Raw genomic sequence first — 25,910 nt, 5'->3', positions numbered from 1 at the left:
CATGAACAAGCTCCATAACGCAGACTCGCTGGAAAATGCAGAGACTTTTCTTAAAGAGTGGGACGCCAATGTTCACGCTCTGGAGGGGTTGTATGACCCCGCGGATGAGCGCGATTCCTGTGGCGTTGGCCTGATTGCGGCTATTGATGGTAAGCGCCGCCGTGATGTGGTTGAGGCTGGTATCGCTGCGCTGAGTGCCATCTGGCATCGTGGTGCGGTTGATGCTGACGGTAAAACCGGTGACGGTGCAGGTATTCACGTTGAAATTCCGCAGGCTTTCTTTGCGGATGCGATTGCAAAAGCCGGTGACTATCAGGACGGCAGCATCATCGCTGTTGGTCAGGTTTTCCTGCCCAAAACAGACATGGTCGCTCAGGAACTGTGCCGTCAGATTATTGAAACCGAAATTCTGGCTTTTGGTTACACGATTTACGGCTGGCGTCAGGTGCCGATTGACACCGCCTGTATTGGTGAAAAAGCCAACGCAACCCGCCCTGAAATTGAGCAGATTATGATTCGTAATCTGCCAGGCAAGTCAGAGGATGCGCTTGAGCGTGACCTGTATGTTATTCGTCGCAAAATTGAAAAAGCTGCGATTGCTGCACAGGTTGATCTGTATATCTGCTCACTCTCATGTCGTTCTATTATTTATAAAGGCATGTTCCTTGCTGAGCATCTGACCGAGTTTTATCCTGACCTTCTGGATGAGCGTTTTGTCAGCCGCTTTGCTATCTATCATCAGAGATATTCAACCAACACCTTCCCGACATGGAAGCTTGCCCAGCCTTTCCGCAGGCTGGCGCATAACGGTGAAATCAACACGATTTCAGGCAATATCAACTGGATGAAAAGTCACGAGACACGTCTGTCTCACCCTGACCTTGATCCCTGGATGAACGACATTAAGCCGCTTGTTCAGGCCGGCGGGTCTGACACGGCTGTGCTCGATAACGTGTTTGAGCTGCTTACTTTTGCCGGTCGTGATGCCCCTGCGGTTAAAGCGCTGATGATTCCGGCCAGTGTGGGTGGTCACTCCTGCATGAAGGAGAGCCATCGTGACATGTTCATGTATTGCAACTCTGTCATGGAACCGTGGGACGGCCCGGCTGCTCTGTGTGCTACTGATGGCCGCTGGGTAATCGCTGGTCTTGACCGTTCTGGTCTGCGCCCGCTGCGTTATACGGTGACTGAGAACGACCTGCTGATTATCGGGTCAGAAACCGGTATGGTGCGTGTGCCTGAAAGCGAAGTGGTCGCACGTGGCCGCCTTGGGCCAGGCGAGATCATTGGCGTTGATCTCCACGAGGCAAAACTGTTTGGCAATGAAGAGCTGCTCGATATTCTGGCTGCCCGTCATAAGTTCTCCTCATGGGTTGCCGGTACACAAAAAATCGGTGCGGTTGTCCGCTCTGATGTGACTGAGCCTGTCCTGTATGAGGGCGAAGTGCTGCGTCGTCGTCAGCTTGCTGCCGGTGCAACCCTCGAAGAGCTTGAAGCTATTTTGCACCCGATGGTCGAAAATGCTGCTGAGGCTGTCGGCTCAATGGGTGATGATACACCTCTGGCCGTGCTGTCTTCGCGCTATCGTGGTCTGTCGCATTATTTCCGTCAGGCTTTCAGCCAGGTGACAAATCCGCCAATCGATTCTCTGCGTGAAAGCCGGGTGATGAGCCTGACCACACGTCTGGGTAACCTTGGCAATATCCTCGACCAGTCAGCTGATCAGTGCAAAATGCTCCAGCTGCCCAGCCCGGTTCTGACCTCGGGTGAGTATGAGGCGCTGATCGCATTTTGTGGCAACTCAACGGCCGTTATTGACTGCACATTCCCTGCATCAGCGGGTGAGGGCGGGTTGCGCGAGGCTATTGAGCGTATTCGTCGTGAAGCAGAAGAAGCTGTGCGCGAAGGGTGTACGCATGTCTTCCTCAGTGATGAGAAGCAGTCTGCCACCCGCGCTTATATTCCGATGATTCTGGCAACAGCTGCGGTGCACACGCATCTGGTGCGTCACTCCCTGCGTACGTTTATTTCGCTTAACGTGCGCACAGCGACAGCCCTTGATGTGCATGCTATTGCAGTGACCATCGGGGTGGGTGCAACCACGGTAAACCCTTACCTGGCACAGGAATGTATTGCTGATCGTCATCGTCGTGGTCTGTTCGGCAAGCTGACGCTGCGTGAGTGTGTTGAGCGTTACCGTAAGGCGGTTGATAAAGGCCTGCTGAAGATTATGTCCAAAATGGGCATTTCTATCATCGCCTCTTACCGTGGTGGCTGTAACTTTGAGGCTGTTGGCCTCTCACGTGCGCTGACGGCTGAGTTTTTCCCTGGCATGCCTTCACGCATTTCAGGCATTGGTCTGTCTGGTATTGAGCGCAATGTGCTCGATTTCCATAAAGAGGCCTGGCACTCAGGCAGCCTGCCTCTGCCGGTTGGCGGGCTATATAAGCTGCGTCGTAAAGGGGAGCAGCACGCGTTTGATGGCAACGTGATCCATTTGCTGCAAACCGCAGTTTCGACCGACAGCTTCTCGCTTTACATGCGCTATGCCGAGGCAGTGAAGGCACAGCCCCCTGTGGCTCTGCGCGATCTGCTTGACTTCCGCCCTGGCCGGACACCTATCCCGGTTGAGGAGGTTGAAAGCATTACCCAGCTGCGTCGCCGCCTGATTGCCCCGGCTATTTCTCTGGGAGCGCTCAGCCCTGAGGCGCATGAGACTCTCTCCATCGCGATGAACCGTATTGGTGCCCGCTCTGACTCGGGTGAGGGGGGTGAAGACCCTGCTCGTGCAAAGCCACGCCCCAATGGTGACAATGCCTCATCTGCTATTAAGCAGGTTGCCTCTGGTCGTTTCGGTGTTACGGCACAGTATCTGAACGACTGCCGTGAGCTGGAAATTAAAATGGCTCAGGGTGCAAAACCAGGTGAAGGTGGTCAGCTGCCCGGCTTTAAAGTGACACAGCTGATCGCTAAGCTGCGTCATGCGACCCCGGGTGTTACGCTTATTTCACCGCCGCCGCATCACGATATTTACTCGATCGAAGATCTGGCTCAGCTGATTTATGACCTGAAGCAGATCAACCCTGATGCAACTGTAACAGTTAAACTGGTAGCCCGTTCAGGTATTGGTACGATTGCAGCCGGTGTTGCAAAAGCGAAGGCTGATGCCATCCTGATCTCCGGCCATTCAGGTGGCACAGGGGCAAGCCCGCTGACATCGGTTAAATATGCTGGTCTGCCGTGGGAGATGGGCCTAGCAGAAGCACATCAGGTGCTTATGCTTAACCGCCTGCGTCACCGCGTTAAACTGCGTGCAGATGGTGGTATCAAAACCGGTCGTGATGTCGTGATTGCCGCGATGCTGGGTGCTGAAGAGTTTGGTATTGGCACAGCAAGTCTCGTGGCTATGGGCTGCATCATGGTGCGTCAGTGCCATTCTAATACCTGCCCGGTTGGTGTGTGCTCGCAGGATGAAGAGCTGCGTAAAAAGTTTGAAGGCACACCGGAGAAGGTTATCAACCTGTTCTCTTTCATTGCGGAAGATGTCAGAAATATTCTGGCTGAACTTGGTTTCCGCAGCCTGAATGAGATCATTGGCCGCACAGATCTGCTGCATCAGGTGTCACGTGGTGCAGACTATCTGGATGACCTCGATCTGAACTCTCTGCTGGTTCAGGCCGACCCCGGCCCGTATGCCCGTTACTGCACGCTTGAAGGGCGTAACGAGGTGCCGGATACCCTTGACGCTCAGATGATTAATGACGCAAAGCCGCTCTTCTCACATGGTGAGAAAATGCAGCTTCAGTACAATGTGCAGAACACACAGCGTGCTATTGGCACCCGTATCTCTTCACTTATTGTGCGTCAGTTTGGCATGAAAACTCTGGTGCCTGGTCATCTGACTGTGCGTCTGCGCGGTTCTGCCGGTCAGTCACTGGGGGCTTTTGCCGTGCAGGGGCTGAAGCTTGAAGTGCTGGGTGATGCCAACGATTATGTCGGCAAAGGACTGTCGGGTGCGACCATTACCGTCCGTCCGTCTCCGTCATCACGTCTGGTCTGGAACCAGAATGCGATTATTGGCAACACGGTGCTTTATGGTGCGACAGCAGGTGAGCTGTTTGCTGCAGGTCAGGCCGGTGAGCGTTTTGCGGTGCGTAACTCCGGTGCGACGGCTGTAGTCGAAGGCTGTGGCTCTAATGCATGCGAATATATGACCGGTGGTACGGTTGTTATTCTCGGGCAGACGGGTGACAATTTCGGCGCAGGCTTTACCGGCGGGATGGCCTTTGTCTTTGATGAGAAAAATAACTTTGAAGACAAAATTAATGCTGACTCACTGCTCTGGACCCGTGTCACGCAGCCTGAATGGCAGGAGAAACTGCATGCGCTCGTAACGCGTCATGTTGAAGAAACCGGCTCACCCTATGCCACTATGCTTTTGCATAAATGGGATGAGGTTCTGCCTTCTTTCTGGCAGATCGTGCCGCGTGACTACGCACGTATCATCGGTTTTACCTGTGAGAGTGAAGCCGTAAAAAAAAGCGCCTGAAACTGTCATAAAAGCAGGGGCAGGGGATAATCCTGCTCTTGTTTTGGCAGAGTTGTTTTTTCATCCTCTCGCACCCTGCACAAATGCAGTGTAGGGTGAGGGAATGGAACATATAGCGCATTTTTCTCATCTGTCCCGGTTTCCAGCCGCAGCTGCGGAAGCTGATACAGCTCGCAAAGCAGAGACCACGCAGGGAGCAGAAACATCTGCCCTGCCGCGCTGGGATCTTTCTGCTCTTTATAACAGTATGGAAGACCCGCAGCTTGAGCAGGATCTGACCGATGCTCATACCCGTGCCAGGGCTTTTGCTGCCCGCTATCAGGGTAAGCTCGGCGGGTTATCGGGCGCAGAGCTGGCTGAGGCAATTGCGGCCAGTGAAGAAATTGACGAGATTTTAGGCAAAGCCGGCTCTTATGCCTCTTTGTTATTTGCCGCCAATTCTTCTGATGCGGCTATTGCCCGCTTTGGTCAGTCAGTTAACGAGCGCCTGACAGATATTGCAGGTGACCTGCTCTTCTTCACCCTTGAGATTAATAAGCTTGATGATGCTGCGCTTGAGGCAAAGCTTAAAGAGCCTGCGCTGGCGCGCTGGGAGCCGTTTTTGCGTGACACGCGCCTGTTTCGCCCGCACCAGCTGAGTGATGAAGTCGAGAAAGTTCTGCTCGAAAAATCCGTAGCAGGAGCACAGGCCTGGTCTCGTCTGTTTGATGAAACAATTGCAGGGCTGCGCGTCACCCTCGATGGTAAAACCATTACTGTAGGCGATGCACTTAACCGTCTGTCAGATGAGAACCGTGCTGTGCGTGAGCAGGCAGGTAAGGCCGTTGGTCAGGTTTTCTCTGATAATATTCGTCTGTTTGCGCTGATTACGAATACGCTGGCAAAAGATAAAGCCATTACCGATTCTCTGCGCCATTATGCCCGTCCCACCTCGTCACGTAACCTGAGCAACATGGTTGAAGACGAAGTGGTTGACGCACTGGTTTCCGCTGTGCGGGCCGATTACCCGCGGCTGGCTCATCGTTATTACGGGCTTAAAGCAAAGTGGATGGGCCTTGATAAGCTTGAGCACTGGGACCGTAATGCTCCTCTGCCTGGCACGCAGGACCGCAAAATTTCGTGGGATGAAGCTAAAGACATCGTACAGAAAGCCTATAGCGATTTCGACCCGCGCCTGGGTGAGGTGATTACAACCTTCCTGACAAATCCATGGATTGATGTGCCTCCAGCTGAGGGTAAAAGCCCCGGTGCTTTTGCTCACCCGACGGTGCCGTCAGCGCACCCCTATATTTTGCTCAACTATCATGGTCGTACCCGCGATGTTATGACACTTGCGCATGAGCTGGGTCATGGTGTGCATCAGGTTCTGGCCGCGCGTCAGGGCTATTATCAGTCCAGCACACCGCTGACACTTGCTGAAACGGCCAGCGTGTTTGGCGAGATGCTGACCTTCCAGTCGCTGCTTGATGCAGAAAAAGATCCCGCCCGTAAACGCACTTTGCTGGCAGGAAAAGTGGAGGATATGCTCAATACGGTCGTGCGGCAGATCGCGTTTTACGAGTTTGAGACCCGCCTGCATGATGCCCGTAAACAGGGTGAGCTGCTGCCTGAACAGATTGGTGAAATCTGGCGTCAGGTGCAGACTGAGAGCCTGGGCCCGGCCTTTAATTTCAGCTCTGAGTATGATGTGTTCTGGGCTTATATCCCGCACTTCATCCATTCACCGTTCTATGTATATGCCTATGCGTTCGGTGACTGTCTGGTTAATGCGCTGTACGGTGTGTTCAGTGAAGGCGCACCCGGTTTTGCTGATAAATATGTGACCATGCTCGAAGCCGGTGGCACCCTGAGGCATAAAGAGCTGCTGGCTCCTTTTGGTCTTGATGCCTCTGACCCGCATTTCTGGCGTAAGGGTCTTGATGTGATTTCTGGTTTTATTGACCAGCTGGAACAGGTCTGAGCCAATGGCAGAACGTGATCTTGATAATACCGGCATGTTTGGTGAGCTGCGTCGTATGATGCAGACCACCGGCACAGTCGGGGGCATTGCGGCACGCTATGCAGGTCATAAAATGGGCCTGCGTTCTTCTGGTAGTTCTTATGCAGAAGACCTGAAGGGTGTTCTTGGTGGCCTTAAAGGGCCACTGATGAAGGCCGCTCAGCTTCTGTCCAGTATTCCGGGGGCTTTGCCTGAGGAGTATGCGAAAGAACTGGCAGAGCTTCAGTCAAATGCGCCACCTATGGGGTGGAGCTTTGTGCGCCGCCGTATGGCAGCAGAGCTTGGTCCGGCCTGGGAGAAAAACTTTAAGGCCTTTGGTCGCGAGGCCTCGGCTGCAGCCAGCCTGGGGCAGGTGCATCAGGCCATATTAAATGACGGGCGTCGTGTGGCCTGTAAACTGCAGTATCCTGATATGAAAGCCGCCGTGGAGTCTGACCTGCGGCAGTTTCGTATGGCGATAGGTGTATATCACAAACTTGATAACGCCATCCGTCAGGATAACGTTGTGGAAGAGCTGAGCGAGCGTTTGCGCGAAGAGCTCGACTACACGCGTGAGGCAGCCAATATCCGCCTCTATCGTACCATTCTGGCGGACTGCCCTGAAGTGACTGTGCCAGAACCGGTTGATGAATTAAGTACCCGCCGCCTGCTGACGATGGACTGGGTGCAGGGGCGCAGCCTGAGTAAAGCGATTGATGCCGGGTTGTCAGAAGATGAGAAGAAGAAGATTGCCCGTGCATTGTTTCGTGCCTGGTATCTGCCGCTTTATCGCTATGGTGTGGTGCATGGTGACCCGCATATGGGCAACTTCACACTGCGTGACGATTTTGGCCTGAACCTGTTTGATTTTGGTGCGATTCGTATTTTCAAACCATCTTTTATCAGCGGGAATATCGAGCTGTTTGAGGCATTGCGCACAAAGGATAAAGACCGGGCTGCCGCAGCTTATGAAGCCTGGGGCTTTAAAGACCTCAGCTCAGAGAAAGTGGATGTGCTCAACGAGTGGGCTGGTTTCCTCTTTGGCCCGCTTATGGACGATCAGGAACGTTATATTCAGGATGAGAATAATCCTGATCAGAGCCGTGAGATTCTGAGCCGTGTGCATGAGGGGCTGCAGCGTACCGGCGGTGTCAGCCTGCCGCGTGAGTTTGTGCTGGTTGACCGCTCAGCTGTTGGTCTTGGGTCAGTCTTTTTACGTCTTAAAGTGAAGATGAACTGGAGCGAGCTGTTTCGCGAAGTTGTGGGCGAGTATAACGAGCAGCAGCTTGCGGCGCGTCAGGCTGCGGCAATTGAGGCTGCACGCTTTCCTGAAGCACCTGCGGTTTAAACCGCAGGCACAGGGCTTTTCGCTTAGTAAGAGCGAAAATCAGAACCGGTTTTATGGTTTTTGTTATATTCCAGCTGTTGTTTATTCAGCTGGAAACCCACCTGAAACTGGTAATCAGACGCGATATTTTTGGGCGCAATCGGCAAAGAGACCGTAACGACCTTCGTATCTGTCGTGAAGTTGGCAAGGTTAGCCGGCACGGTAAAAGTATGTTTAAAAATATGTTTATTCACGATTTTGTCACCGTGTAGCACAACGATAAACCATGGCAGGGTTATCGTGCTGTCGCGCAGGGCTGCCCCTTTGGTGATACCAAAACGCAGTGCAATACGGGTTGTCAGCTCTTTCGGGCCGGCTGCAATGCAGTCACCGCGCAGGGTCAGAATGCTTGCGCGTGTCACCAGGTTAGTGAAACTGGGGGTTTTTCCGTCATACAGATAGTAATCGGCTGCTTCAGGCGGAATTTGTGTCACAGGGCAGGCCGGAGCAAATGCCAGTGATTTATCTTCTTCTTCTGCGCAGCCAGATAGCAAAGTCAGCGCCATAAAACCGGCCAGCACCAGATGAGGAGAGAAACGGCGTGAGCGGGTGAGCATGTGCAGCATATGTGAATCCGGATCTGTCAGTCTGGAAGTGAAAACGTAGTGAATGAGTGTTAAAAAGAACGCTAAAAGACTTTGATATGGTATGAGAGTGTCGAAAACGGCTTGCATATGCCCTGTGCTTTGCGTAGGCCATGCCTGCAATAGCCGTGCTTTGTAAAGTTCGGGTGTAGCATCGTTTTATAACAGCCTTTATCATACTCAGCTTCTTCTATACCGTCCGCTGTCAGTTTGGGGAATACCATGCCCGAGGAAACTCAGACCATTACCTTAGCACAGGCAGATAACGCCGCTCATACCAGAACCCTTAAGGTCCTTCTTGCCGGGCCACGTGGTTTCTGTGCCGGCGTAGATCGTGCCATTCGTGTAGTGGAGGAAGCCATCCGCCGCTATGGTGCCCCTGTTTATGTCCGGCATGAAATCGTACATAACCGCACTGTTGTTGAAGAGCTCGAAGCACAGGGTGCCATTTTTGTTGAGGAACTTGATGAAGTTCCGGCTGATGGCCATGTTGTCTTTTCAGCTCATGGTGTGCCTAAAACCGTGCCTGCCGAAGCTGAGCGCCGTAATCTTTTGTATCTCGATGCGACCTGCCCGCTGGTGTCTAAGGTTCACCGCGAGGCCGAGCGTCACTTTGCCGGTGGTGGCCCTGACAGCCGCCACATTCTGATGATTGGCCATGCCGGCCACCCTGAAGTGGTTGGCACAATGGGGCAGCTGCCTGCTGGTGCTGTCACGCTGATTAACGATGCTGAGGAAGCCCGCACGGTTCAGCCTGCTGACCCGGCACGTCTGGCCTTTATTACGCAGACCACGCTCTCAGTTGATGATACGGCTGAGATTGTCGAAATTCTGCGCGAGCGCTTCCCGCTGATCGAGGGGCCTAAGCGTGAGGATATCTGCTATGCCACAACCAACCGTCAGGAAGCTGTAAAAGCGATTGCGGCTGAATGTGATCTGGTGATTGTTATTGGCTCGCCCAATTCTTCCAACTCGCAGCGCCTGCGCGAAGTGGCTGAGCGTTCAGGTGCACGTCGTGCTCTGCTCGTGCCGCGCCAGTGCGACCTTGACTGGACAGTGCTTGAAGGGGTGAACACCCTGGGTATTACCGCAGGTGCTTCTGCGCCTGAGGCTCTGGTTCAGGAAATGGTGGCGGAGCTTGCTAAACGCTATACCCTTCAGATTGATGAGCGCATTGTAAAAGAAGAAAGCGTTATCTTCCGTCTGCCGGCACCACTCGGTTAAGGCGCAGATGGCTGTTTATACGGATGTCAGTGATGAAGCTCTGACCGCTTTCCTCGCAGACTATGCACTCGGAGACCTGACCGAGTGCCGTGGCATCGCAGAAGGGGTTGAAAACAGCAACTTCCTTTTGCGCACCACCCAGGGCCAGTTCATTCTGACGTTGTATGAAAAGCGCGTTAATGAGCAGGAGCTTCCCTGGTTTTTAGAGCTGATGCAGCATCTGGCCACGCAGGGCGTTGCCTGCCCGCAGCCGGTTGCTGATAAGGCCGGGCAGATGCTGAAAGTTCTTGCAGGGCGCCCGGCAGCAATTACCACTTTTTTATCGGGTGCCTGGCCGAAAGTTATCCATCAGTCTCACTGTCGTCCGCTCGGGCAGGTGCTCGCCCGCCTGCATCTGGCCGGGCAGAGCTATGCACCGCTTCGGGTTAACGGCCTTGGGCCGCAGGCCTGGCGGCCCTTACTGGCAAGCTGTGGCACCGCGGCTGACGATGTGCTGCCTGGCCTGACAGATGAGATTGAAGCCGCCCTGGCACGTATTCTGCCATTCTGGCCAGGTGCTGACGGGCAGCCTGATCTGCCGCGCGGGCAAATTCATGCGGACCTGTTTCCTGACAATGTTTTCTTCCTTGAGGGTGAGCTGTCAGGGGTAATTGACTTCTATTTCGCCTGCTCTGACCTGCTGGCTTATGATATTGCAATTTGTCTCAACGCCTGGTGTTTTGACGCTGAGGGCCGGTTTAATGCCCGCTTTGCTCAGGGTATTCTTCGTGGCTATGAAGAAGTCAGACCTCTGGCCGTGGCCGAGAAAAAAGCTTTGCCTGTGCTTGCACGTGGTGCGGCGATGCGTTTTTTACTTACAAGGCTGTATGACTGGATCAATACACCGGCAGACGCCCTGGTCACACGGAAAGATCCGCTCGATTATCTGAAGCGTCTGCGCTTTCATCTGGCAAGGGAGACACTTGATGGATACGGACTCTGAGACGGGTTCTGCTCCTGAGCAGGATGTTGTTGAAATCTGGACGGATGGCGGCTGCCGCCCGAACCCTGGTCCTGGCGGATGGGGTGTTTTGCTGCGCTTTAAAGGCAAAGAAAAAGAGCTTTCAGGTGGTGAGGCAGAAACCACCAATAATCGCATGGAGCTGACAGCAGCGACCAGAGCGCTTGAGGCTCTTAAACGCCCCTGTATTGTCAGACTGCACACAGACAGCGAGTATGTGCGCAATGGCATTACACGCTGGCACACCGGCTGGGTGCGTCGTAACTGGCGTAACGCAGCGGGCGACCCTGTTGCTAATATGGATTTGTGGCGTGAGCTGCTGGCTGCGGCCAAACCTCACGATGTGTCATGGCACTGGGTTAAGGGGCACTCGGGTGTGCCTGAAAATGAGCGTGTTGATGAACTGGCGACACAGGGACGTATTGAGATAGAAAACGCGATGACGTCTTCATAAAGAAGACGTCTTTTTTTATCGCTCGGTCAGACGAAACTCAATGCGCCGGTTACGGGCATAGGCTTCTGGCGTGTCGTTGTTGTCGACAGGCTGATATTCAGAAAAACCAGTAGCTGCCAGATGTGCCGGGCTTACACCCTGCGCGACCAGAAGCTTAACCACCGTGATGGCGCGGGCACTGGAAAGTTCCCAGTTGCCAGGGAAGGCTGTGTGCACAGGCTGGCGGTCGGCATGGCCGTCCACGCGCAAAATCCATGGCACACTGGCCGGAATATGTGCCGTTACTTCCCTGAGGGTCCGGGCAAGAGTTATGATTTCTTTCCGGCCTGCCTCTGATATATCAGCACTGCCAGGGGGAAAGAGAAGTTCGCTTTGAAAAATAAAGCGATCGCCGGTTATGTGCACGCCCTTCTGGTTGTGCAGTACACTCTGAAGACGGTCGAAAAACTCTGAGCGGTAGTGACTGATCCCCTGTGCTTTTGTACCCAGAGCGTCGTTGAGTTTTTTCGTAAGGTCAGAAATCTGAGTATCGTTTTCTGAGGCAGCCTGTCCGGCTGCTACAAGATGCGTGTTGAGCTCACTGACTTCATCATCCAGGCTGCTGATCTGGTTCTGATCTGCGATTCTGAGGGCAGCAAGTGCTGCGGCATCTGCATCATGCTGGCTTTGCAGGGCAGAGACCGTGGTGCTGAGGGTATCGTTAAGCATATGCTCAGACTGCACCTGCTGAGCGAGGGCCGTTGTGCGCCCCTCCAGCCCTTCAAGTGCATGCTGTCTTCTGCTGAGTGCGGCTGAGAGCAGTGTCTGCCCCACGACAAAAATGAGCAGAACAAAAATAACGACCATCAGCAGGGTAGAAAGCGCATCAACATAACCTGGCCATGCGTCTGGCCCGGTATAGGGTTTTCTGCGGCGGCGGGCCATGGTCAGTGTTTTTCCTGGTCTGAGGTTATACCGTCAGTGCTTTTTATCCGGGCCAGAACACGCAGGCTGTCTTTGAGCTCATTTGTCATCTGAACGCGCCCGTTATGATTGTTTTGTATGATCTGCTCAAGCCGCTGCTCTATGCTGCGCAGAATATCTGCCTGCCCGGCAGACCGTGACATTTGTTCCGTCAGCCTGACCAGCTGCGTCATTTCATATTCACGCTTTGCCTCGCTGGCACGTATGATTTGCTGCAGCGCTGTGAGATTTTCAGCCGTCTGTTCGAGCAGTGCCTGCGTGTAAGCGGGGGCAGGGTCGGCAGCTACAGTAGTGGTGGCTGCAGCAGCCGGTGTTGTGTTTGTATATATTGTCTGCTCGGTCAGCCATTCTTCCAGCTCGTTAAAAAATCGGTTATTGGCCTGTCCGGCTGTGAGGTCGAGAAACCCAACAATCAGTGCACTGGCCAGCCCGAAAAGTGAGCCTGAAAATGCCGTGCTCATACCATGCAGTGGTTTTGCCAGGTTGGTTTTGAGCTGCTCGAACATGGCGTCAAGGGCATTACCATTGACTGACATGCCCGAAATAACATCAGCAATTGACGCAACGGTTAGCAAAAGACCGTAAAAAGTGCCCAGCAGACCCAGAAAAATAAGCAGGCTTGTCAGGTAGCGTGATATTTCACGTCCTTCATCCAGTCGCCCTGAAACCGAATCAAGTAAAGCCTGTACGGTCAGGGCAGGTAGTTTTGTGTGCTGTCCGTTATGGTATTCGTTCAGTCTGAAAGCTGTTGCCAGCGGTGTCAGCAGCGGAGGTGGTTTGGTGTTTACGAGGCTGGTGCGGGTTTGCTTACGGGCTTCAACCCATCTGACCTCAGCTGACAGGCGCAGGGTCTGAACGATGTTCCATATAACACCAGTCAGCAGAATAGCTGCAATCAGGCCATTTAACAGAGGGTTATAGAAAAAAGCTTTGTAAAGCGGTTCCCACAGTATGGCTGCCCCGGCAACCACACAGGCAAGAAACAAAGCCATTCTGAGGCAATAACGTGACGGGCGGGACATCCTGCAAAAATCCTGTCTGGTTTAATAAAGGGTCAGGAAGGGTCATTCCCGGATTGTGAAATCTCAATAAAATCCTGGGTGCCGGCCTGGTTTCCTTCGCTGTCGTGGGGAATGCCAATAACCCGCAGGTAAATACGCGTTGAGGGTATACCAGCATTCATTAACACACTGCGCGCTGCCAGACCGCGTGAGAAAGCCATGCGGCGTGGCAGTGAGGGGTCATCAGTCGCGCCTGAACTATATGCGTTGATCAGCGCCTGCTTATAGGGGTTTTCTGCCAGTTTCTGCCCGAAAGTCAGAATGGCCTGGTGTGTTATCGGGTTCAGATCTGCTGATTTGGGAGCAAATGTAACCCGTATCCCGTTTTTAATCTCAGTGACTTTACCTGCAGCTTTAAGCTGAACAACCGGCTGTGGCGGAATAGGAAAGGGGTGCAGCTCAATATTGGGGGGTGTTGTCAGCTGCGGGTCAGGTGGGGGGGCCTGAGGAATATCGGGTATTGTTGTTTTGACTGCGGGCTTAGATGTTGCCGGTACGGCTGAGCCTGTCGCTGAAGAACTATTACCTCCGGTTGCCTGCGCCGGCGCCGCCGCAGGTTTTTGCGTGCGCCTGGCAGGCGGTGCATGCCGCGAAGGGGGCGTGCTGTGCTGTGCCTGTGTCTGGAGTGTGTCGAGAATCTCGGTATTCGTCGTGACCTGAGCATAGGCCGAGGCAGCCGGCAGCGCAAAAGCAGCGCAGAGTGCAGGCAGGACAGAGAAAGAAAAAGGATTACGCATCAGGAATATATCGACCCGGAAAAACTATAACGGTGGTATCAGAGCGCCATACTATCACATCAGATGTCAAATATGTGGCATCATGACGAAAACTGTTCAGCAACTATGCGCTCAGAGAGCGTTTGTCCGGGGTCAAACAGCACGGTGACTTTTTGACTTCTGTCTTCATGAACATCAACAGCGACAACATTTCTGATTTCCAGTGAATCAGCAACGGCTGCAACAGGACGTTTCTCATGCTCCAGCACACTAAAGCGCACATGGGCAGTTGATGGCAGAAGTGCCCCGCGCCAGCGTCGCGGACGGAAAGGGCATATAGGTGTGAGAGGCAAAAGATTGCCTGACAGAGGCACAATAGGACCGTGGGCGGACAGATTATAGGCTGTTGAACCGGCCGGGGTAGAAATCAGCGCTCCGTCACAGATCAGCTCATGCAGGCGCACATGTTCATCAACGTCGATACGGAGCTTTGCTGCCTGTCGTGTCTGACGAAACAAAAAGACATCATTCAGGGCGAGTGCATGAGTGACTTCTCCGGTGTCGGAGACTGCCGTCATATACAGGGGGTTGAGTTCAGCCGCCTGCGTGCGGGCCAGCCGTTCAGGCAGATTGTCCTGCTGCAAAGGGTTCATCAGAAAGCCGACAGAGCCACAGTTCATACCATAAACGGGGGTCGATAAATCAGCATCGAGTACTTTATGCAGCGTTTCGAGCATGAAGCCGTCTCCCCCCAGGCAGACAATAATATCAGCCTGTTCGAGAGAGACGTTACCATAATGCTGCGCCAGGAGGTCACGGGTCTGGCTGGCGTTATCAGTCGGGGCAGCCATAAAGGCAATGCGCTCAGGAACAGGACGCAGAGCCGGTGTCGGCATGGCAGGCGTAAGGAAGGTCATGTCAGAACTCTGCGTCGGAGGGATGGAAAGACGTATTCTCTGACACATGTGCTGTGTGTTGCCCAGGGTGCGCCAGCTGTGAAAAGTAATTTTTCACAGAAAGTTCTCCCTGTTCGGCCTGTTGCCGGGCTGTGTCTGCCATCGTGTGTGAGAATGTTTCTGCCAGATGGGTCCCAAGGAGCTCATCATACGCGCCAAGTGTGGCATGCTGCATGTTCAGAGTTGTATAGTTAAGCAGCACGTCATTTCGTGCAGTCTGCCCCATAGAGGCACGCCCTTCGGGAGAAGCTTCGAGAACAATCCGGAGCGCATCTGCAAGTGCGACATCATCGCCGGGGGGGATAGCAAGGCCTGTCAGGCCGTTTCTGACGGTTTCGAGGGCGGCTCCGTGGGCTGTAACAATCACAGGGCAGCACATAGCCTGTGCCTCAACGACAACGCGGCCAAAGGGTTCGGGGCGCAGAGAGGGCACAACCACCACAGTGGCCATAGCAAAAGCAGCGGGCATATCGCTGCAGTGCCCCGTAAAAAAGACATCGTCAGTCAGGCCGGATTTTTTTATCAGGCCCAGTAGTTTTTTTTCAAATTTATTCTCAGGTGAACCTGTTCCTGTAAAAAGGCAGCACCATTGCAGGTGAGGGGCCTGTTTTCTGAGGTGGCACAAGGCCTGGAGCAGAAAAGCCTGACCTTTCCATTCGGTCAGACGACCGGGGAGGAGGATAATATGTTTATCAGGCGGTATATTCCACTGCTCGCTCAGGCTGTGTACCCGCAGTCCGGAGACGGCTTCAGGGGTGAACTGTCTGATATCAGCACCGCGGGGAATAATACGAAGCTGATCGGGTGTAAGGTTATATTCAGAGGTTAATTTTTGACCAATATGCCGACTGATCGCTATAACTCTGTCACCGCGTGCAAGCACAGCATTGTAACGATGTTTGCCAGGAAAGTCAGAGTTATGCACGCCGTGCCATGTTGTGACAAACGGGGTTTGGGTACGCCGGCAGGCAAGCCAGGCTGTCCATGCAGGGATGCGCGAGCGGGCATGCACCAGGCTGACTTTGTGTTCTTTAATAATCCGGGCAAGAATACGCGCGTTATGCAAAACCGAAACGGGTGATTTTTTGCCGCAGTGAGGAAGGACAATATGAGTTGCCCCCGAGTGGGTGAGTGCCGGCACCAGCTGACCACCTTCGCTGACAACAACAGCCTTCGCGCCGGCCTGCTGGATAGCAGAGGCTATTTCCAGAGTTCCCCGCTCTATACCACCCTGGTTCAGGGCTGGCAGGATCTGCAGGATAACAGGCGGGGGCTTTTGATCGCTCATACGATTCTGTTAGCATGGTTTTTCTCAAATAACCTACTGTTACAGCGGTTACTTCCTGCCTTTTATGTTTTGTCTGTGAGGCAATTTTGTTTGCAATATTTTAAAGGGTCATGATGCAACGTTCTTTCGCCTCAGGTTTTTTTCTGGCTTTTCCTGTATTTTTGTTAACTTTTCAGGTGACTGACAGCGCCCGTGCTGCCGCAGCTGAAGGGGGTAACTCTGTGGCACCTTCGCATCAGCTGACAGAGAAAAGTAAAGCCCTCTCTGAGGCGGTATGGTCGCCTGCAAAGTGTGATGTGATGACGGGGGATGATCCCTATGGTGCACGTGATTACGCCCAGGACTGGCTGAAACATAATGGCGGCAGACCTGCGCTGCATTGCTTTGCTCTGGCTCAGATGTCTGTGGGAGAAGAAGTGGCGGCGGCAAAAATTTTAAACGACCTTGCACGTAATGGACCATTCTCCGGCCCGGACAGTTCTGACGGGCAGAGAGCGGTTATTGCCTCAGAGGCGGCACAGGCCTGGCTTGCGGCTTCTCAGCCGTCAGAGGCGGTGACGATCGCTGATTATGGCCTTTCCCTGCAGGGCGCAGACATGACCCTTATGCTGCTCAGAGCCAGAGCCCAGCTGATGATGGGGCATTTTGACGTTGTGGCGCGTGATCTGGGTGCGCTGGTTGCCCGTACGCCTCAGGTAAGTGCTGAGATCTATATGCTTCTGGCTTCTGCTGAACGCAGGGATGGACTGTTGCCCCAGGCCCAACTGCATATCGCCCGTGCTGCTGAAATAGCACCGCAGGATTCGGCTGTGTTGCTTGAACGCGGTATTATCCGCGGCCAGACCGGTGATTTCTCAGGGGCCCGCAGCGACTGGCAGCAGGTTATTGAGCTTGCTCCCGATACACATGATGCGGATCTGGCCCGGCAGGACCTCGCCGTGCAGGCTGCTGACCCTGATATGCCCTGATGCAATACGTTACTCATCGGCTGCCTGCTCCCGCAGAAGACAATATTCTTATTATCCGGCTTGGTGCTCTGGGTGATTTTGTGCAGAGTTTCGGGCCGTTTCAGGCTATCCGTGAAGCACATCCCCAGGCGCATATTACGCTTCTTACGACAAAGCCTTTTGTTGCTTTTGCGAGTCCTGCTCCCTGGTTTGATGCTGTTCTGACCGACGAACGTCCACGCTGGAGTAATCTGAAAGGTATGATGCAGCTGCGCCGCCAGCTGCGCGGTTATGGCCGTATTTATGATTTGCAGACATCGGGGCGTACAGCACGTTACTTCTATCTGGCAGGGCAACGTCACTGGTCAGGGCATGTACCCGCCGGGACATTTTTTCATGCTAACCCCTGGCGTAATGATATGCATACCGTGCCGCGCCAGCGTGATCAGCTGCGTATGGCAGGCATAGCTGATGTGCCATTGCCGGATATCAGCTGGCTTCAGGGCATGAAAGACCCGGCACGACAGGCGCCTTATGCGCTGATTGTACCGGGTGCTTCGCCCCACAGGCCCGAAAAACGCTGGCCTGCCGCGTCTTATGGTGAGCTGGCCCGGCATCTGGTGAGGACGGGAATTACACCTGTCGTTGTCGGAGCCGGGGCAGATAAAGCGCTGGCGGCAGAGATTTGTGCGCTGTGCTCCCAGGCAGAGGATTATACCGGCAGGACGACACTGGCAGAACTTGCTGTGCTGGCAGAGCATGCCTGCCTCGCAGTGGGTAATGATACAGGGCCGATACATCTTGCAGCAATGATGGGGTGTGAGTGTATAGTGTTGTACTCAGCCCACAGCAGTCCTGCTCTGACAATGCCCTTAGGGCGCAGAAACGGGCAGGTGCAGGTGCTTTCTGAGCCCGACCTGGCACGTCTGAGTGTTGGCAGGGTTGCAGAGGCTCTCATGAGTCGTCATTAAACAGTTTTGAACCTTTTTGATATTTCGGAGTTTTCCTATGCCCGCCATTACCCTGCCAGACGGATCCGTACGTAGTTTTGACGGGCCGGTGACAGGCACAACCGTCGCTGAGTCAATTGGCGCAGGGCTGGCCCGGGCTGCGCTTGCCATGGAGGTCGATGGGAAGCTGTGTGACATCAGCCGTGAAATTGTGGCTGATGCTGGTGTACGCTTTGTTACCCGTAAAGACCCCGAAGCCCTTGAGCTGATTCGCCACGATGCGGCCCATGTGCTGGCTGAGGCTGTGCAGTCTCTTTTTTCTGGTACGCAGGTCACCATCGGCCCTTCTATCGAAAATGGCTTTTACTATGATTTTTACAGAAATCAGCCATTTACGCCTGAAGACTTTGCCGCCATCGAGCAGCGTATGAAAGAGATTGTGGCTGAGGCTGAACCTTTTGTGCGCGAAGTCTGGCCACGTGATCAGGCCATTGCCTTTTTTGAAGAAAAAGGAGAGCGCTTTAAGGCTGAGCTGATCCGTGACCTGCCGGCAGGTGAGGATATCTCTGTCTATCGTCAGGGTGAGTGGCTTGATCTGTGTCGTGGGCCACATCTGCGCACCACGAAAGATGTCGGTACGGCATTTAAGCTGATGAAGGTTGCCGGTGCATACTGGCGTGGTGATCATCGCAACCCCATGCTGACCCGTGTGTATGGTACTGCCTGGCGTGACCAGAAAGAGCTTGATGCGCACCTTCACCAGCTGGAGGAAGCCGAGCGTCGCGACCACCGTCGTATCGGCCGTGAAATGAGCCTCTTTCATTTTCAGGAAGAAGCCGTGGGTCAGGTTTTCTGGCACCATAAAGGCTGGCGTTTATACACTGCGCTGCAGGATTACATGCGTCGTGCGCAAACCCGCCATGGTTATCAGGAAGTTAAAACCCCGCAGCTGGTGGACCGTGGCTTGTGGGAGGCTTCAGGCCACTGGGATAAATACCGCCACCACATGTTTGTTGCCACGGTTGAGGACGAAGACAAAACTCTCGCACTCAAACCCATGAACTGCCCTTGCCATGTGCAGATTTTCCGTCATGGCCTGCGTTCTTACCGTGAGCTGCCCCTGCGTATGGCCGAGTTCGGGTCATGTCACCGTTATGAACCATCAGGTGCGCTGCATGGTCTGATGCGTGTGCGCGGCTTTGTGCAGGATGACGCCCATATTTTCTGCACGGAAGATCAGATTGCTGATGAAACCGTTAAGTTCGTAAAAATGCTTTATGAGGTTTATCAGGATCTCGGCTTTGAACATGTTCGGGTTAAATTTGCTGATCGCCCTGAAGAGCGGGCTGGTAGTGACGAAACATGGGATAAAGCAGAGAGCGCTTTGAAAGAGGCCTGCCTGACAGCCGGTGTTGAATATGAGCATAACCCGGGTGAGGGGGCATTCTATGGTCCTAAACTTGAGTTTGTTCTGCGCGATGCCATTGGGCGTGACTGGCAGTGCGGCACGCTTCAGGTCGACCTGGTTTTGCCAGATCGTCTTGATGCTTCGTTTATCGGTGAGGATTCTGCCCGTCATCGCCCGGTTATGCTGCACCGTGCGATTCTGGGCTCGTTCGAACGTTTCCTTGGTATTCTGATCGAGCAGCATGCAGGGCGTTTCCCTCTGTGGCTGGCACCTGTGCAGGTGGTTGTGGCATCTATTGTCAGTGATGCTGCCCCGTATGCAGAGGAAGTAGCGGCTGCGCTGCGTGAGGCTGGTCTTTCAGTCGAGGCAGATACACGCAACGACAAAATTAACGCCAAGATTCGTGAGCATAGTGTTGCACGTGTGCCGGTGATTCTTGTTGTTGGCCGTCGTGAGGCTGAGCAGCGTACCGTTGCGATGCGTCGTCTTGGCAGCCAGGATCAGACAATGGCAGGTTTAGAGGAGATTGTTCAGCAACTGAAGGCTGAGGCAACACCACCAGACCTGCGTAAGAAAGCTGCAAAAGATACGGCTGATGCAATATTTGAGGCAGCACGACAAGCGCTGTTTGAGGGGGATAAAAAAGATAAGGCTGAGGCAACACTACCGAGGGGGGCTAAAAAAATTCAAATAAAAGGGTAATTTTATATAAGCTTGGAGAAAAAACGTTAAAGAGAGCATCAGGAGTAACAGAAGAGTGAGAAAATGAGAGCAGGATTCGCGCTTTTCTGGGCTGTGCTGCTTGAAAAAAAGCGCAAAATTGCGCACATTGCTAACCAGCCGGGTGGAGTTTCATTTAAAAATTTCCACCCGTATGCTTTAATATTTAACAGGAGCTGACCATAGCCAGACCCCCTATTCCCGCGCCGCCTACGCGTGAGGGACCACGTGTTAATGAGGAAATTCGTGTAGCCCAGGTTCGTCTTATTGACGAAAATGGCGAGATGGCGGGTGTATTTACAACCCGTGATGCGCTTGCCCGCGCTTATGGTGTCGGACTTGATCTTCTTGAGATCAGCCCAAACGCTGAGCCGCCTGTTGCTAAAATTCTTGACTACGGCAAGTTTAAATACGAGCAGCAGAAAAAACGCAACGAAGCGCGTAAAAAGCAGAAAGTTATTGAAATCAAGGAAGTTAAGGTTCGTCCGAATATCGACGAAAATGACTACCAGGTTAAGATGCGCTCTGTGAAAAGCTTCCTTGGCGACGGCGATAAAGTAAAAATTACTCTGCGTTTCCGTGGCCGTGAAATGGCGCATCAGGAGCTGGGTATTAAAATTCTTGAGCGTATTCGTACAGAAATGGAAGAAGAAGCTAAAGTTGAGCAGCTTCCACGTCTTGAGAATCGTCAGATGGTTATGGTTCTGGCTCCTCGCTGAAGCAGGATGCAACTCCTCTGCCGCTCAAACCGGCAGAGGAAGAACCTCATATTTTCTTTTAAAAAATTATGACATCAGGGTGCTAAGAGCACCGTAGCTGATGCTGTGGCATGCACTGTTTGTGTTTCTGCTGTTGCAGAAGGAGCAGGCGCATCTTCTGCCATCTTACTTCTTGCCATTGCTGCCATTATCAGCGGACGAGGGAAGGGCGTGTCAGAAAGAGAAATTCTTTCAAAGCGCACAACATGCATTTTCAGAGCCTGCGCCAGGGTGTCACTCTGCTTTTGCAGGTCAGTCACGGCATTCTTTTTTGCTTCCAGAAGAAGTGTATTTTGCTTTTCTGGTGAGAGAGACCATTCCAGACCTTCTAATAACAGGCCATTGCTCTGAAGCTGCCCGGTTAAGGGTAAAAGTGCCTCGGAGTCTGCTGAGACAAGTGTCAGCGTCTGGCTGGCAGACCAGGTTGATTTATTTTTTATTTTATCATCACGCCACTCTGAAACATCGTAGTTTTGTACAGTGTAGGTAATGCCTTTATTTTTTTTAGCCTGCTCGATGGCGTCATGTACCAGAGTGTTAACAGTTTTTTGTGCTGCCGCTGCGGTACTGTTGCGGCTTTCAATGCGGAAATGTGCCTTCAGCTGGTCAGGCTGAGCCTGAGCTGTGCCACTGCCAGAGAGAATGAGTCTGGTGGTGTTCTGGTTTTCTGCTGATGTCTCAGCTGCCTGAGTTATTGTTGCAGGAACGATCATTGTGGCCGCAAGGGCTACTAACATCACGTGACGTTTCATAAAATGTCTCCGTTTTATTCTGGTCAGCAGCGTGAGCTATGACCTGAGGTATTTAGTAATATTTCTGCTTTGTGGCATAAATTGTTCCGCCTGAATGCCAGCAGAAACCAGACCTGTTACCGACAAGAGAAGATTGGCCCGGACAGGCACATGAAAGCCCTGAATATCTTACAGGGTTTAAACCCGGAAAACTGATATTTTATATAAATATTAAGGTATATCGTCTGTTTTTTTAAGGCTTATTAACGCACGCCTCAGCCTTACTATGCCAGACCTTACCATGCCTTTCTTACATAAATCCTCACCACTATCGCGCATTTGTTTAATCATAGGAGATAAAGCCTGCTCCTTATATTCATCAATTGCTTTAACAAGCGATGCGCAGAAGGCTTTACTGTCAGATGTAACAACAACAGGCTTAACTGTTGGTTTTGGGGCGCAGAATATACGACGGTCGCCGGAGTCTATCAGGTCAGAGGGCGGGGGAGCACATTGCTCCCGCTCCATCGTGGTTGATAACGCGATGTTAGCAGCGATGAGTATAATAGCGATGGGCAGAGAATGTCTCATGCCTTACCTTTATGAATTAAGGACGTTAGCGTGGCTGTGTTCCCTGTTTTTGAGGGCTGGTGCTGAGAAACAAAAAATCAAATTATAAGAAAATTCCAACATATGCTTAAAACGCTATAAGATTTTTATTTTTTAGGCAAGGGACAGAGGGGCGGTGATAACGACTCTCAGACCCGGATTTGCCGAAGACAAACTAATCGTTCCGCCATGCAGCTGAACAATGGCCTGAACAAGAGAGAGACCCAGGCCTGAGCCCGGTGTATTGCGGGCCTGGTCAGCTCTGAAAAAACGTTCTGTAGCACGTGCCATGTCAGCCTCGGTCATTCCTGTACCCTGATCCTCAACGATAAGTTCCATCTGAGGGTGAGAACTTTTTTGATCGGGCTGAGGAGAGATAACTTTCAGGCTCAGGGTTATGACGCCGCCGGCTGGTGAAAATTTAATGGCATTATCAACCAGATTAACAACGGCCTGCTGAAACATGGTCCGATCACCGAAGAACATCAGTGTTTCAGGGAATGAGTGCGCCAGTTTCAGGTTTTCTTCTTCAGCAACAGGTTCGTAAAATTCAATGATATCCTGGAGGATGGCTACAAAATCAAACTGGGTAAAAGCGGAGCGTCTGGCACCGGCTTCAATCTGCGCGATACGCAGAAGGGCGGAGCAGATATTTGTCAGGTGATCAAGGCCGCGAATGGTCTGGTTAATGACTGCACGTAACTCGTCTTCATTCGTTGCATGAATAACGGCTTCTTCAAGCTGGTTGCGCGCGCGGGTCAGCGGAGTGCGCAGATCATGGGCAATACTGTTAGAGACCTGTTTTACGCCATCCATCAGACGGGCAATGCGATCAAGCATTTCGTTAACTGTTGCCGATACAGCATCCAGTTCCTTATCCTGCCCGTGCACAGGCAGGCGCCGGGTCATATCGCCCTGTGTAATCGCTGAAGTCGTGCGGCTGATAGAAGAAATGATGCGCCTTAACAGGCGGCGTGTCAGCAGGCCGCCACTGAAAGCCAGCAGAGCAATCATGACACAGACCCACAGCAGAACTTTTGTGAGCATATGTGAGAGCTCGGTCAGGCCGCGCATATCACGCCCGATCAGCAGGCGCTCTCCTCCGGGCATATCATAGGCTCTGACCTTGGCGACATTATCAATGTCGACGCGTTTTACCAGAATTGTATACCAGGAGTGTGTCGTTTTAATAACCGAAGGCCACTCGATGAGGTTTCCGGTTATGCGTTTGCCATTTTTGTTAACAAGCAGATAAAGCGCATTGTCATCAATATCCTGCTCAAGGCGCTCGTTAATCAGTGTACTGAGAGAGGTATCTTTATGTAGCTGTAGTGCATTAAATATCAGATGAGCATCAGAGGTAATAGATTGTTCAGTCTGACGCTCAATAAGGCCGACTGTTCCCCACCAGATAAAGGAGAGGAACAGCATAGCAGACCCAATAAATAAAACAGCATAGGCCAGGCCGAAACGCAGGCTGACAGAGCGTAGCTTGATGCGTGTCAGCGCTGTTAATCGACGGAATGAAAAAACCTTCATTCCTGAAGCATATACCCGGCGTTACGGATCGTATGTACAAGCGGGCGGCCAAAAGGTTTATCAATTTTCTGGCGCAGGCGAGAAATATGAACGTCGATGACGTTTGTCTGAGGGTCGAAGTGATAGTCCCACACGTTCTCAAGCAGCATGGTACGTGTAACAACCTGCCCGGCGTTACGCATCAGAAATTCAAGCAGTCTGAATTCACGTGGCTGAAGATCAATTTTCTGCCCGGCACGTTTGGCTGTGCGCGATAACAGATCAATTTCCAGATCGCCAATAGCCAGGCGCGTCAGAGGCAGTTGCGGGTCGTTACGGTTGCGTCTGACAAGGGCGTCAATACGTGCCTGTAACTCGCTGAAAGAAAATGGTTTGGTGACATAATCATCCGCACCGGCCTGGAGGCCTGCGACTTTTTCATCGACATCAGACAAAGCGGAAAGAAGCAGCACAGGTGTGGCATCGTTCTTCTTACGCAGGGCTTCAACGATGTGCAGACCATCGACATCACTTGGCAGCATGCGGTCAAGAATAATGATGTCAAACTGAACATTGGTGGCAAGTGCCAGGCCATCTTTACCATTGTCAGCATATTCGACAGAGTGGCCAGCTTCTTTAAGGCCTCTGACGATAAAGCTTTTAACGGTTGGGTCGTCTTCTACAAGGAGAATGCGCATTCTGAAAAAACCAATAATTGCAGAGCGGTGTAAACTAAGGGTGAGGAGGTAATACCTGCTGAAGGCAGGTATTGAAGACTATGTCATATGTGTTCATCATCCTTCAAAGGCGGGGCAAGGCCGTCAAAAACTGATAGCAACGCCGCAGTGAGAGGAGAGGCCAGAATAAGCCCGGGAAATCCAAGAATGGCACCGAACAGCGTCTGCGAAAGAATTGTGATGGCAGGTGGCATTTTAACAGCGTGACGCTGGATAAGAGGAGCCATAACGTTGCCTTCAAAAAACTGTATCACACTATAAAGGGCTGCAACCATAATTGCTTCGCGCACCCCAAGTGAAAGTGCAAGCAAAATAGCCGGAACAGCCCCCATAATAGCCCCGATATAGGGGATAAAATTACAAAGTGCGGCCAGAACGCCAAGTGCCAGGGCAAGCGGAACACCAATAAACCACAGTCCAACACCGGAGAGAACGCCGACAACCAGCATATCAAGCGATTGTCCGGCGACCCATGCCCAGAGAGTGTGACCGGTGCGCAGCATCAGAGTGCGTGCACGGGGGCGCTGTGTTACGGGCACAAGCCTCAGAACGCCATTAGCGTATAATGAGGGGGATATGGCAAAATATAAACCGGCAATCAGGGCGACAACAGCCGTGCCAACAGCACCAAAAGCTGAGCCGACAATACCTGTCATCGACCCGGCAATGCGCGAGCCAAGAAAATCGAGGCTGCTTCTGCCCTGCTGCCCGCTGAGAGAGGAGGGCAGGTAGTTGAGTAAAGACTGTCCGGCCTGGTTATTTTCAAGGTTACTGCGCAACAGTACTTCCTGCTGTTGCAGGGCCTGTTTCAGGCGCAGGGCATTTTCAACGATCGCAGGGCCGCTGCCCCATACCAGGAGGGCAACAGCAGCAATCAGCAGAATAACAACTGCGCACAGCGCCCATCCATAAGAGAGATGCAGCTTTTTAACCAGGATGCGCGACAGTCCTGAAAGAACGACGGCAAATAATGTCGCAGAAAAGGTAATAGTCAGTACATCGCTCAGCAGCCAGACAGCTGCCGCGATTATAACCAGTATAACGACAAAACGCAGAATACTCGTGATACTGCCCAGCCACTCAGCCTCGGCGCTTTGCTCTGCAACAGCTGATTTTTTTTCTGTGGGGGCAGACGGAGAGGTCATATCAGGCGAAGCTCTTTGCTTGTCATGAGAAAGATACAGTAGCTCATAACGTGACTTATGACCCCATTTGATGGTTTTTGTAATCTGCGAAACATGAGTAAACTTTTAATGTAACGTATTTTTCATAAAATTAAATATTAATTTCAACGGGATGGAGATTTTATTTTTTTCTTGAAGCGCATTGCCCGATCCAGTTAAAGAAATGGTTTTGATACTGTGAATGAAAA

The 25,910-nt window shown here is 52.5% G+C and carries 20 protein-coding genes and 1 pseudogene; 10 read left to right on the top strand and 11 right to left on the bottom strand.

Translation table 11 applies throughout. From position 1 onward, the window contains the following. Window position 1: 1 nt before the first annotated feature. The 3 genes from gltB (at window position 2) to HK11_RS00685 (ending at window position 7,875) form a co-directional block, all read left to right on the top strand. Entirely contained in the window at window positions 2–4,549 is a 4,548-nt protein-coding gene (gltB, locus tag HK11_RS00695; RefSeq protein ID WP_086553483.1) for a glutamate synthase large subunit, read from the top strand. Between the two features lie 103 nt (window positions 4,550–4,652). Continuing rightward, a complete protein-coding gene (locus tag HK11_RS00690) occupies window positions 4,653–6,509 on the top strand; it encodes a M3 family oligoendopeptidase (RefSeq protein WP_086553413.1) in 1,857 nt (618 codons plus the stop codon). Between the two features lie 4 nt (window positions 6,510–6,513). Further along, window positions 6,514–7,875, top strand: a complete 1,362-nt coding sequence (locus tag HK11_RS00685; protein WP_086553412.1) for an AarF/ABC1/UbiB kinase family protein — start codon at window positions 6,514–6,516, stop codon at window positions 7,873–7,875. Between the two features lie 23 nt (window positions 7,876–7,898). On the opposite strand, the gene HK11_RS00680 is transcribed toward HK11_RS00685, so the two are convergent. Beyond that, complete coding sequence (locus HK11_RS00680) at window positions 7,899–8,480, bottom strand: hypothetical protein (RefSeq protein WP_086553411.1); 582 nt, start codon at window positions 8,478–8,480, stop codon at window positions 7,899–7,901. Window positions 8,481–8,720: 240 nt separating this feature from the next. On the opposite strand from HK11_RS00680, the gene ispH reads away from it, so the two are divergent. The 3 genes from ispH to rnhA are packed head-to-tail and all read left to right on the top strand — an operon-like array spanning window position 8,721 to window position 11,176. Further along, the gene (gene ispH / locus HK11_RS00675; RefSeq protein WP_086553410.1) at window positions 8,721–9,722 is read left to right on the top strand and encodes a 4-hydroxy-3-methylbut-2-enyl diphosphate reductase; all 1,002 of its coding nucleotides are present in this window, start codon (window positions 8,721–8,723) and stop codon (window positions 9,720–9,722) included. A 7-nt stretch (window positions 9,723–9,729) separates the two neighbouring features. Then, window positions 9,730–10,704 carry a homoserine kinase gene (locus HK11_RS00670; protein WP_086553409.1) on the top strand — a complete coding sequence of 325 codons (975 nt, stop codon included), beginning with the start codon at window positions 9,730–9,732 and terminating at the stop codon, window positions 10,702–10,704. Continuing rightward, window positions 10,688–11,176 (top strand): ribonuclease HI, encoded by a 489-nt coding sequence (gene rnhA / locus HK11_RS00665; RefSeq protein WP_086553408.1) that lies wholly within the window; start codon window positions 10,688–10,690, stop codon window positions 11,174–11,176. Before HK11_RS00670 ends, rnhA begins: the two co-directional genes overlap by 17 nt. A gap of 15 nt (window positions 11,177–11,191) precedes the next feature. Here rnhA and HK11_RS00660 read toward each other — a convergent pair whose 3' ends face one another. The 5 genes from HK11_RS00660 to HK11_RS00640 form a co-directional block, all read right to left on the bottom strand. Continuing rightward, window positions 11,192–12,100, bottom strand: a complete 909-nt coding sequence (locus HK11_RS00660) for a peptidoglycan-binding protein (protein ID WP_086553407.1) — start codon at window positions 12,098–12,100, stop codon at window positions 11,192–11,194. A 2-nt stretch (window positions 12,101–12,102) separates the two neighbouring features. Continuing rightward, a complete protein-coding gene (locus HK11_RS00655; protein ID WP_086553406.1) occupies window positions 12,103–13,161 on the bottom strand; it encodes a flagellar motor protein MotA in 1,059 nt (352 codons plus the stop codon). A gap of 32 nt (window positions 13,162–13,193) precedes the next feature. Further along, window positions 13,194–13,937, bottom strand: coding sequence for a hypothetical protein (locus HK11_RS00650; protein WP_086553405.1), 744 nt, complete (start codon window positions 13,935–13,937; stop codon window positions 13,194–13,196). An 80-nt stretch (window positions 13,938–14,017) separates the two neighbouring features. After that, a complete protein-coding gene (locus tag HK11_RS00645) occupies window positions 14,018–14,833 on the bottom strand; it encodes an NAD kinase (protein WP_086553404.1) in 816 nt (271 codons plus the stop codon). Between the two features lies 1 nt (window position 14,834). Then, window positions 14,835–16,160: a glycosyltransferase family 4 protein gene (locus tag HK11_RS00640; protein ID WP_086553403.1), complete on the bottom strand. Its 1,326-nt coding sequence runs from the start codon at window positions 16,158–16,160 to the stop codon at window positions 14,835–14,837. A gap of 110 nt (window positions 16,161–16,270) precedes the next feature. On the opposite strand from HK11_RS00640, the gene HK11_RS00635 reads away from it, so the two are divergent. The 4 genes and pseudogenes from HK11_RS00635 (at window position 16,271) to infC (ending at window position 20,904) form a co-directional block, all read left to right on the top strand. Continuing rightward, window positions 16,271–17,128, top strand: a complete 858-nt coding sequence (locus HK11_RS00635) for a lipopolysaccharide assembly protein LapB (protein WP_233133239.1) — start codon at window positions 16,271–16,273, stop codon at window positions 17,126–17,128. Next, entirely contained in the window at window positions 17,128–18,078 is a 951-nt protein-coding gene (locus tag HK11_RS00630) for a glycosyltransferase family 9 protein (RefSeq protein WP_086553402.1), read from the top strand. The genes HK11_RS00635 and HK11_RS00630 overlap by 1 nt, the downstream gene beginning before the upstream one ends. Window positions 18,079–18,115: 37 nt before the next feature. Continuing rightward, window positions 18,116–20,038 (top strand): annotated as a pseudogene (gene thrS / locus HK11_RS00625) (threonine--tRNA ligase); the annotation flags it as partial. Between the two features lie 344 nt (window positions 20,039–20,382). Then, window positions 20,383–20,904 carry a translation initiation factor IF-3 gene (gene infC / locus HK11_RS00620; RefSeq protein WP_086553401.1) on the top strand — a complete coding sequence of 174 codons (522 nt, stop codon included), beginning with the start codon at window positions 20,383–20,385 and terminating at the stop codon, window positions 20,902–20,904. Between the two features lie 74 nt (window positions 20,905–20,978). Here infC and HK11_RS00615 read toward each other — a convergent pair whose 3' ends face one another. From HK11_RS00615 to HK11_RS00595, 5 genes are all read right to left on the bottom strand, one after another. After that, window positions 20,979–21,695 (bottom strand): SIMPL domain-containing protein, encoded by a 717-nt coding sequence (locus tag HK11_RS00615; protein WP_086553400.1) that lies wholly within the window; start codon window positions 21,693–21,695, stop codon window positions 20,979–20,981. 210 nt (window positions 21,696–21,905) lie between these two features. Beyond that, on the bottom strand, window positions 21,906–22,265 hold the full coding sequence (locus tag HK11_RS00610; RefSeq protein ID WP_086553399.1) for a hypothetical protein: 360 nt from the start codon (window positions 22,263–22,265) through the stop codon (window positions 21,906–21,908). A gap of 132 nt (window positions 22,266–22,397) precedes the next feature. Beyond that, entirely contained in the window at window positions 22,398–23,822 is a 1,425-nt protein-coding gene (locus tag HK11_RS00605) for a HAMP domain-containing sensor histidine kinase (RefSeq protein ID WP_086553398.1), read from the bottom strand. Beyond that, a complete protein-coding gene (locus HK11_RS00600; RefSeq protein ID WP_086553397.1) occupies window positions 23,819–24,499 on the bottom strand; it encodes a response regulator transcription factor in 681 nt (226 codons plus the stop codon). Before HK11_RS00600 ends, HK11_RS00605 begins: the two co-directional genes overlap by 4 nt. A gap of 83 nt (window positions 24,500–24,582) precedes the next feature. Further along, complete coding sequence (locus tag HK11_RS00595; protein ID WP_086553396.1) at window positions 24,583–25,683, bottom strand: AI-2E family transporter; 1,101 nt, start codon at window positions 25,681–25,683, stop codon at window positions 24,583–24,585. Window positions 25,684–25,910: the final 227 nt, after the last annotated feature.

Source organism: Acetobacter sp. DmW_043, assembly GCF_002153485.1.
GTDB classification, from domain to species: domain Bacteria; phylum Pseudomonadota; class Alphaproteobacteria; order Acetobacterales; family Acetobacteraceae; genus Acetobacter; species Acetobacter thailandicus.
The sequence above is the reverse complement of the archived record's forward strand: the minus strand, read 5'-3'. Positions and strand labels throughout refer to the sequence as shown.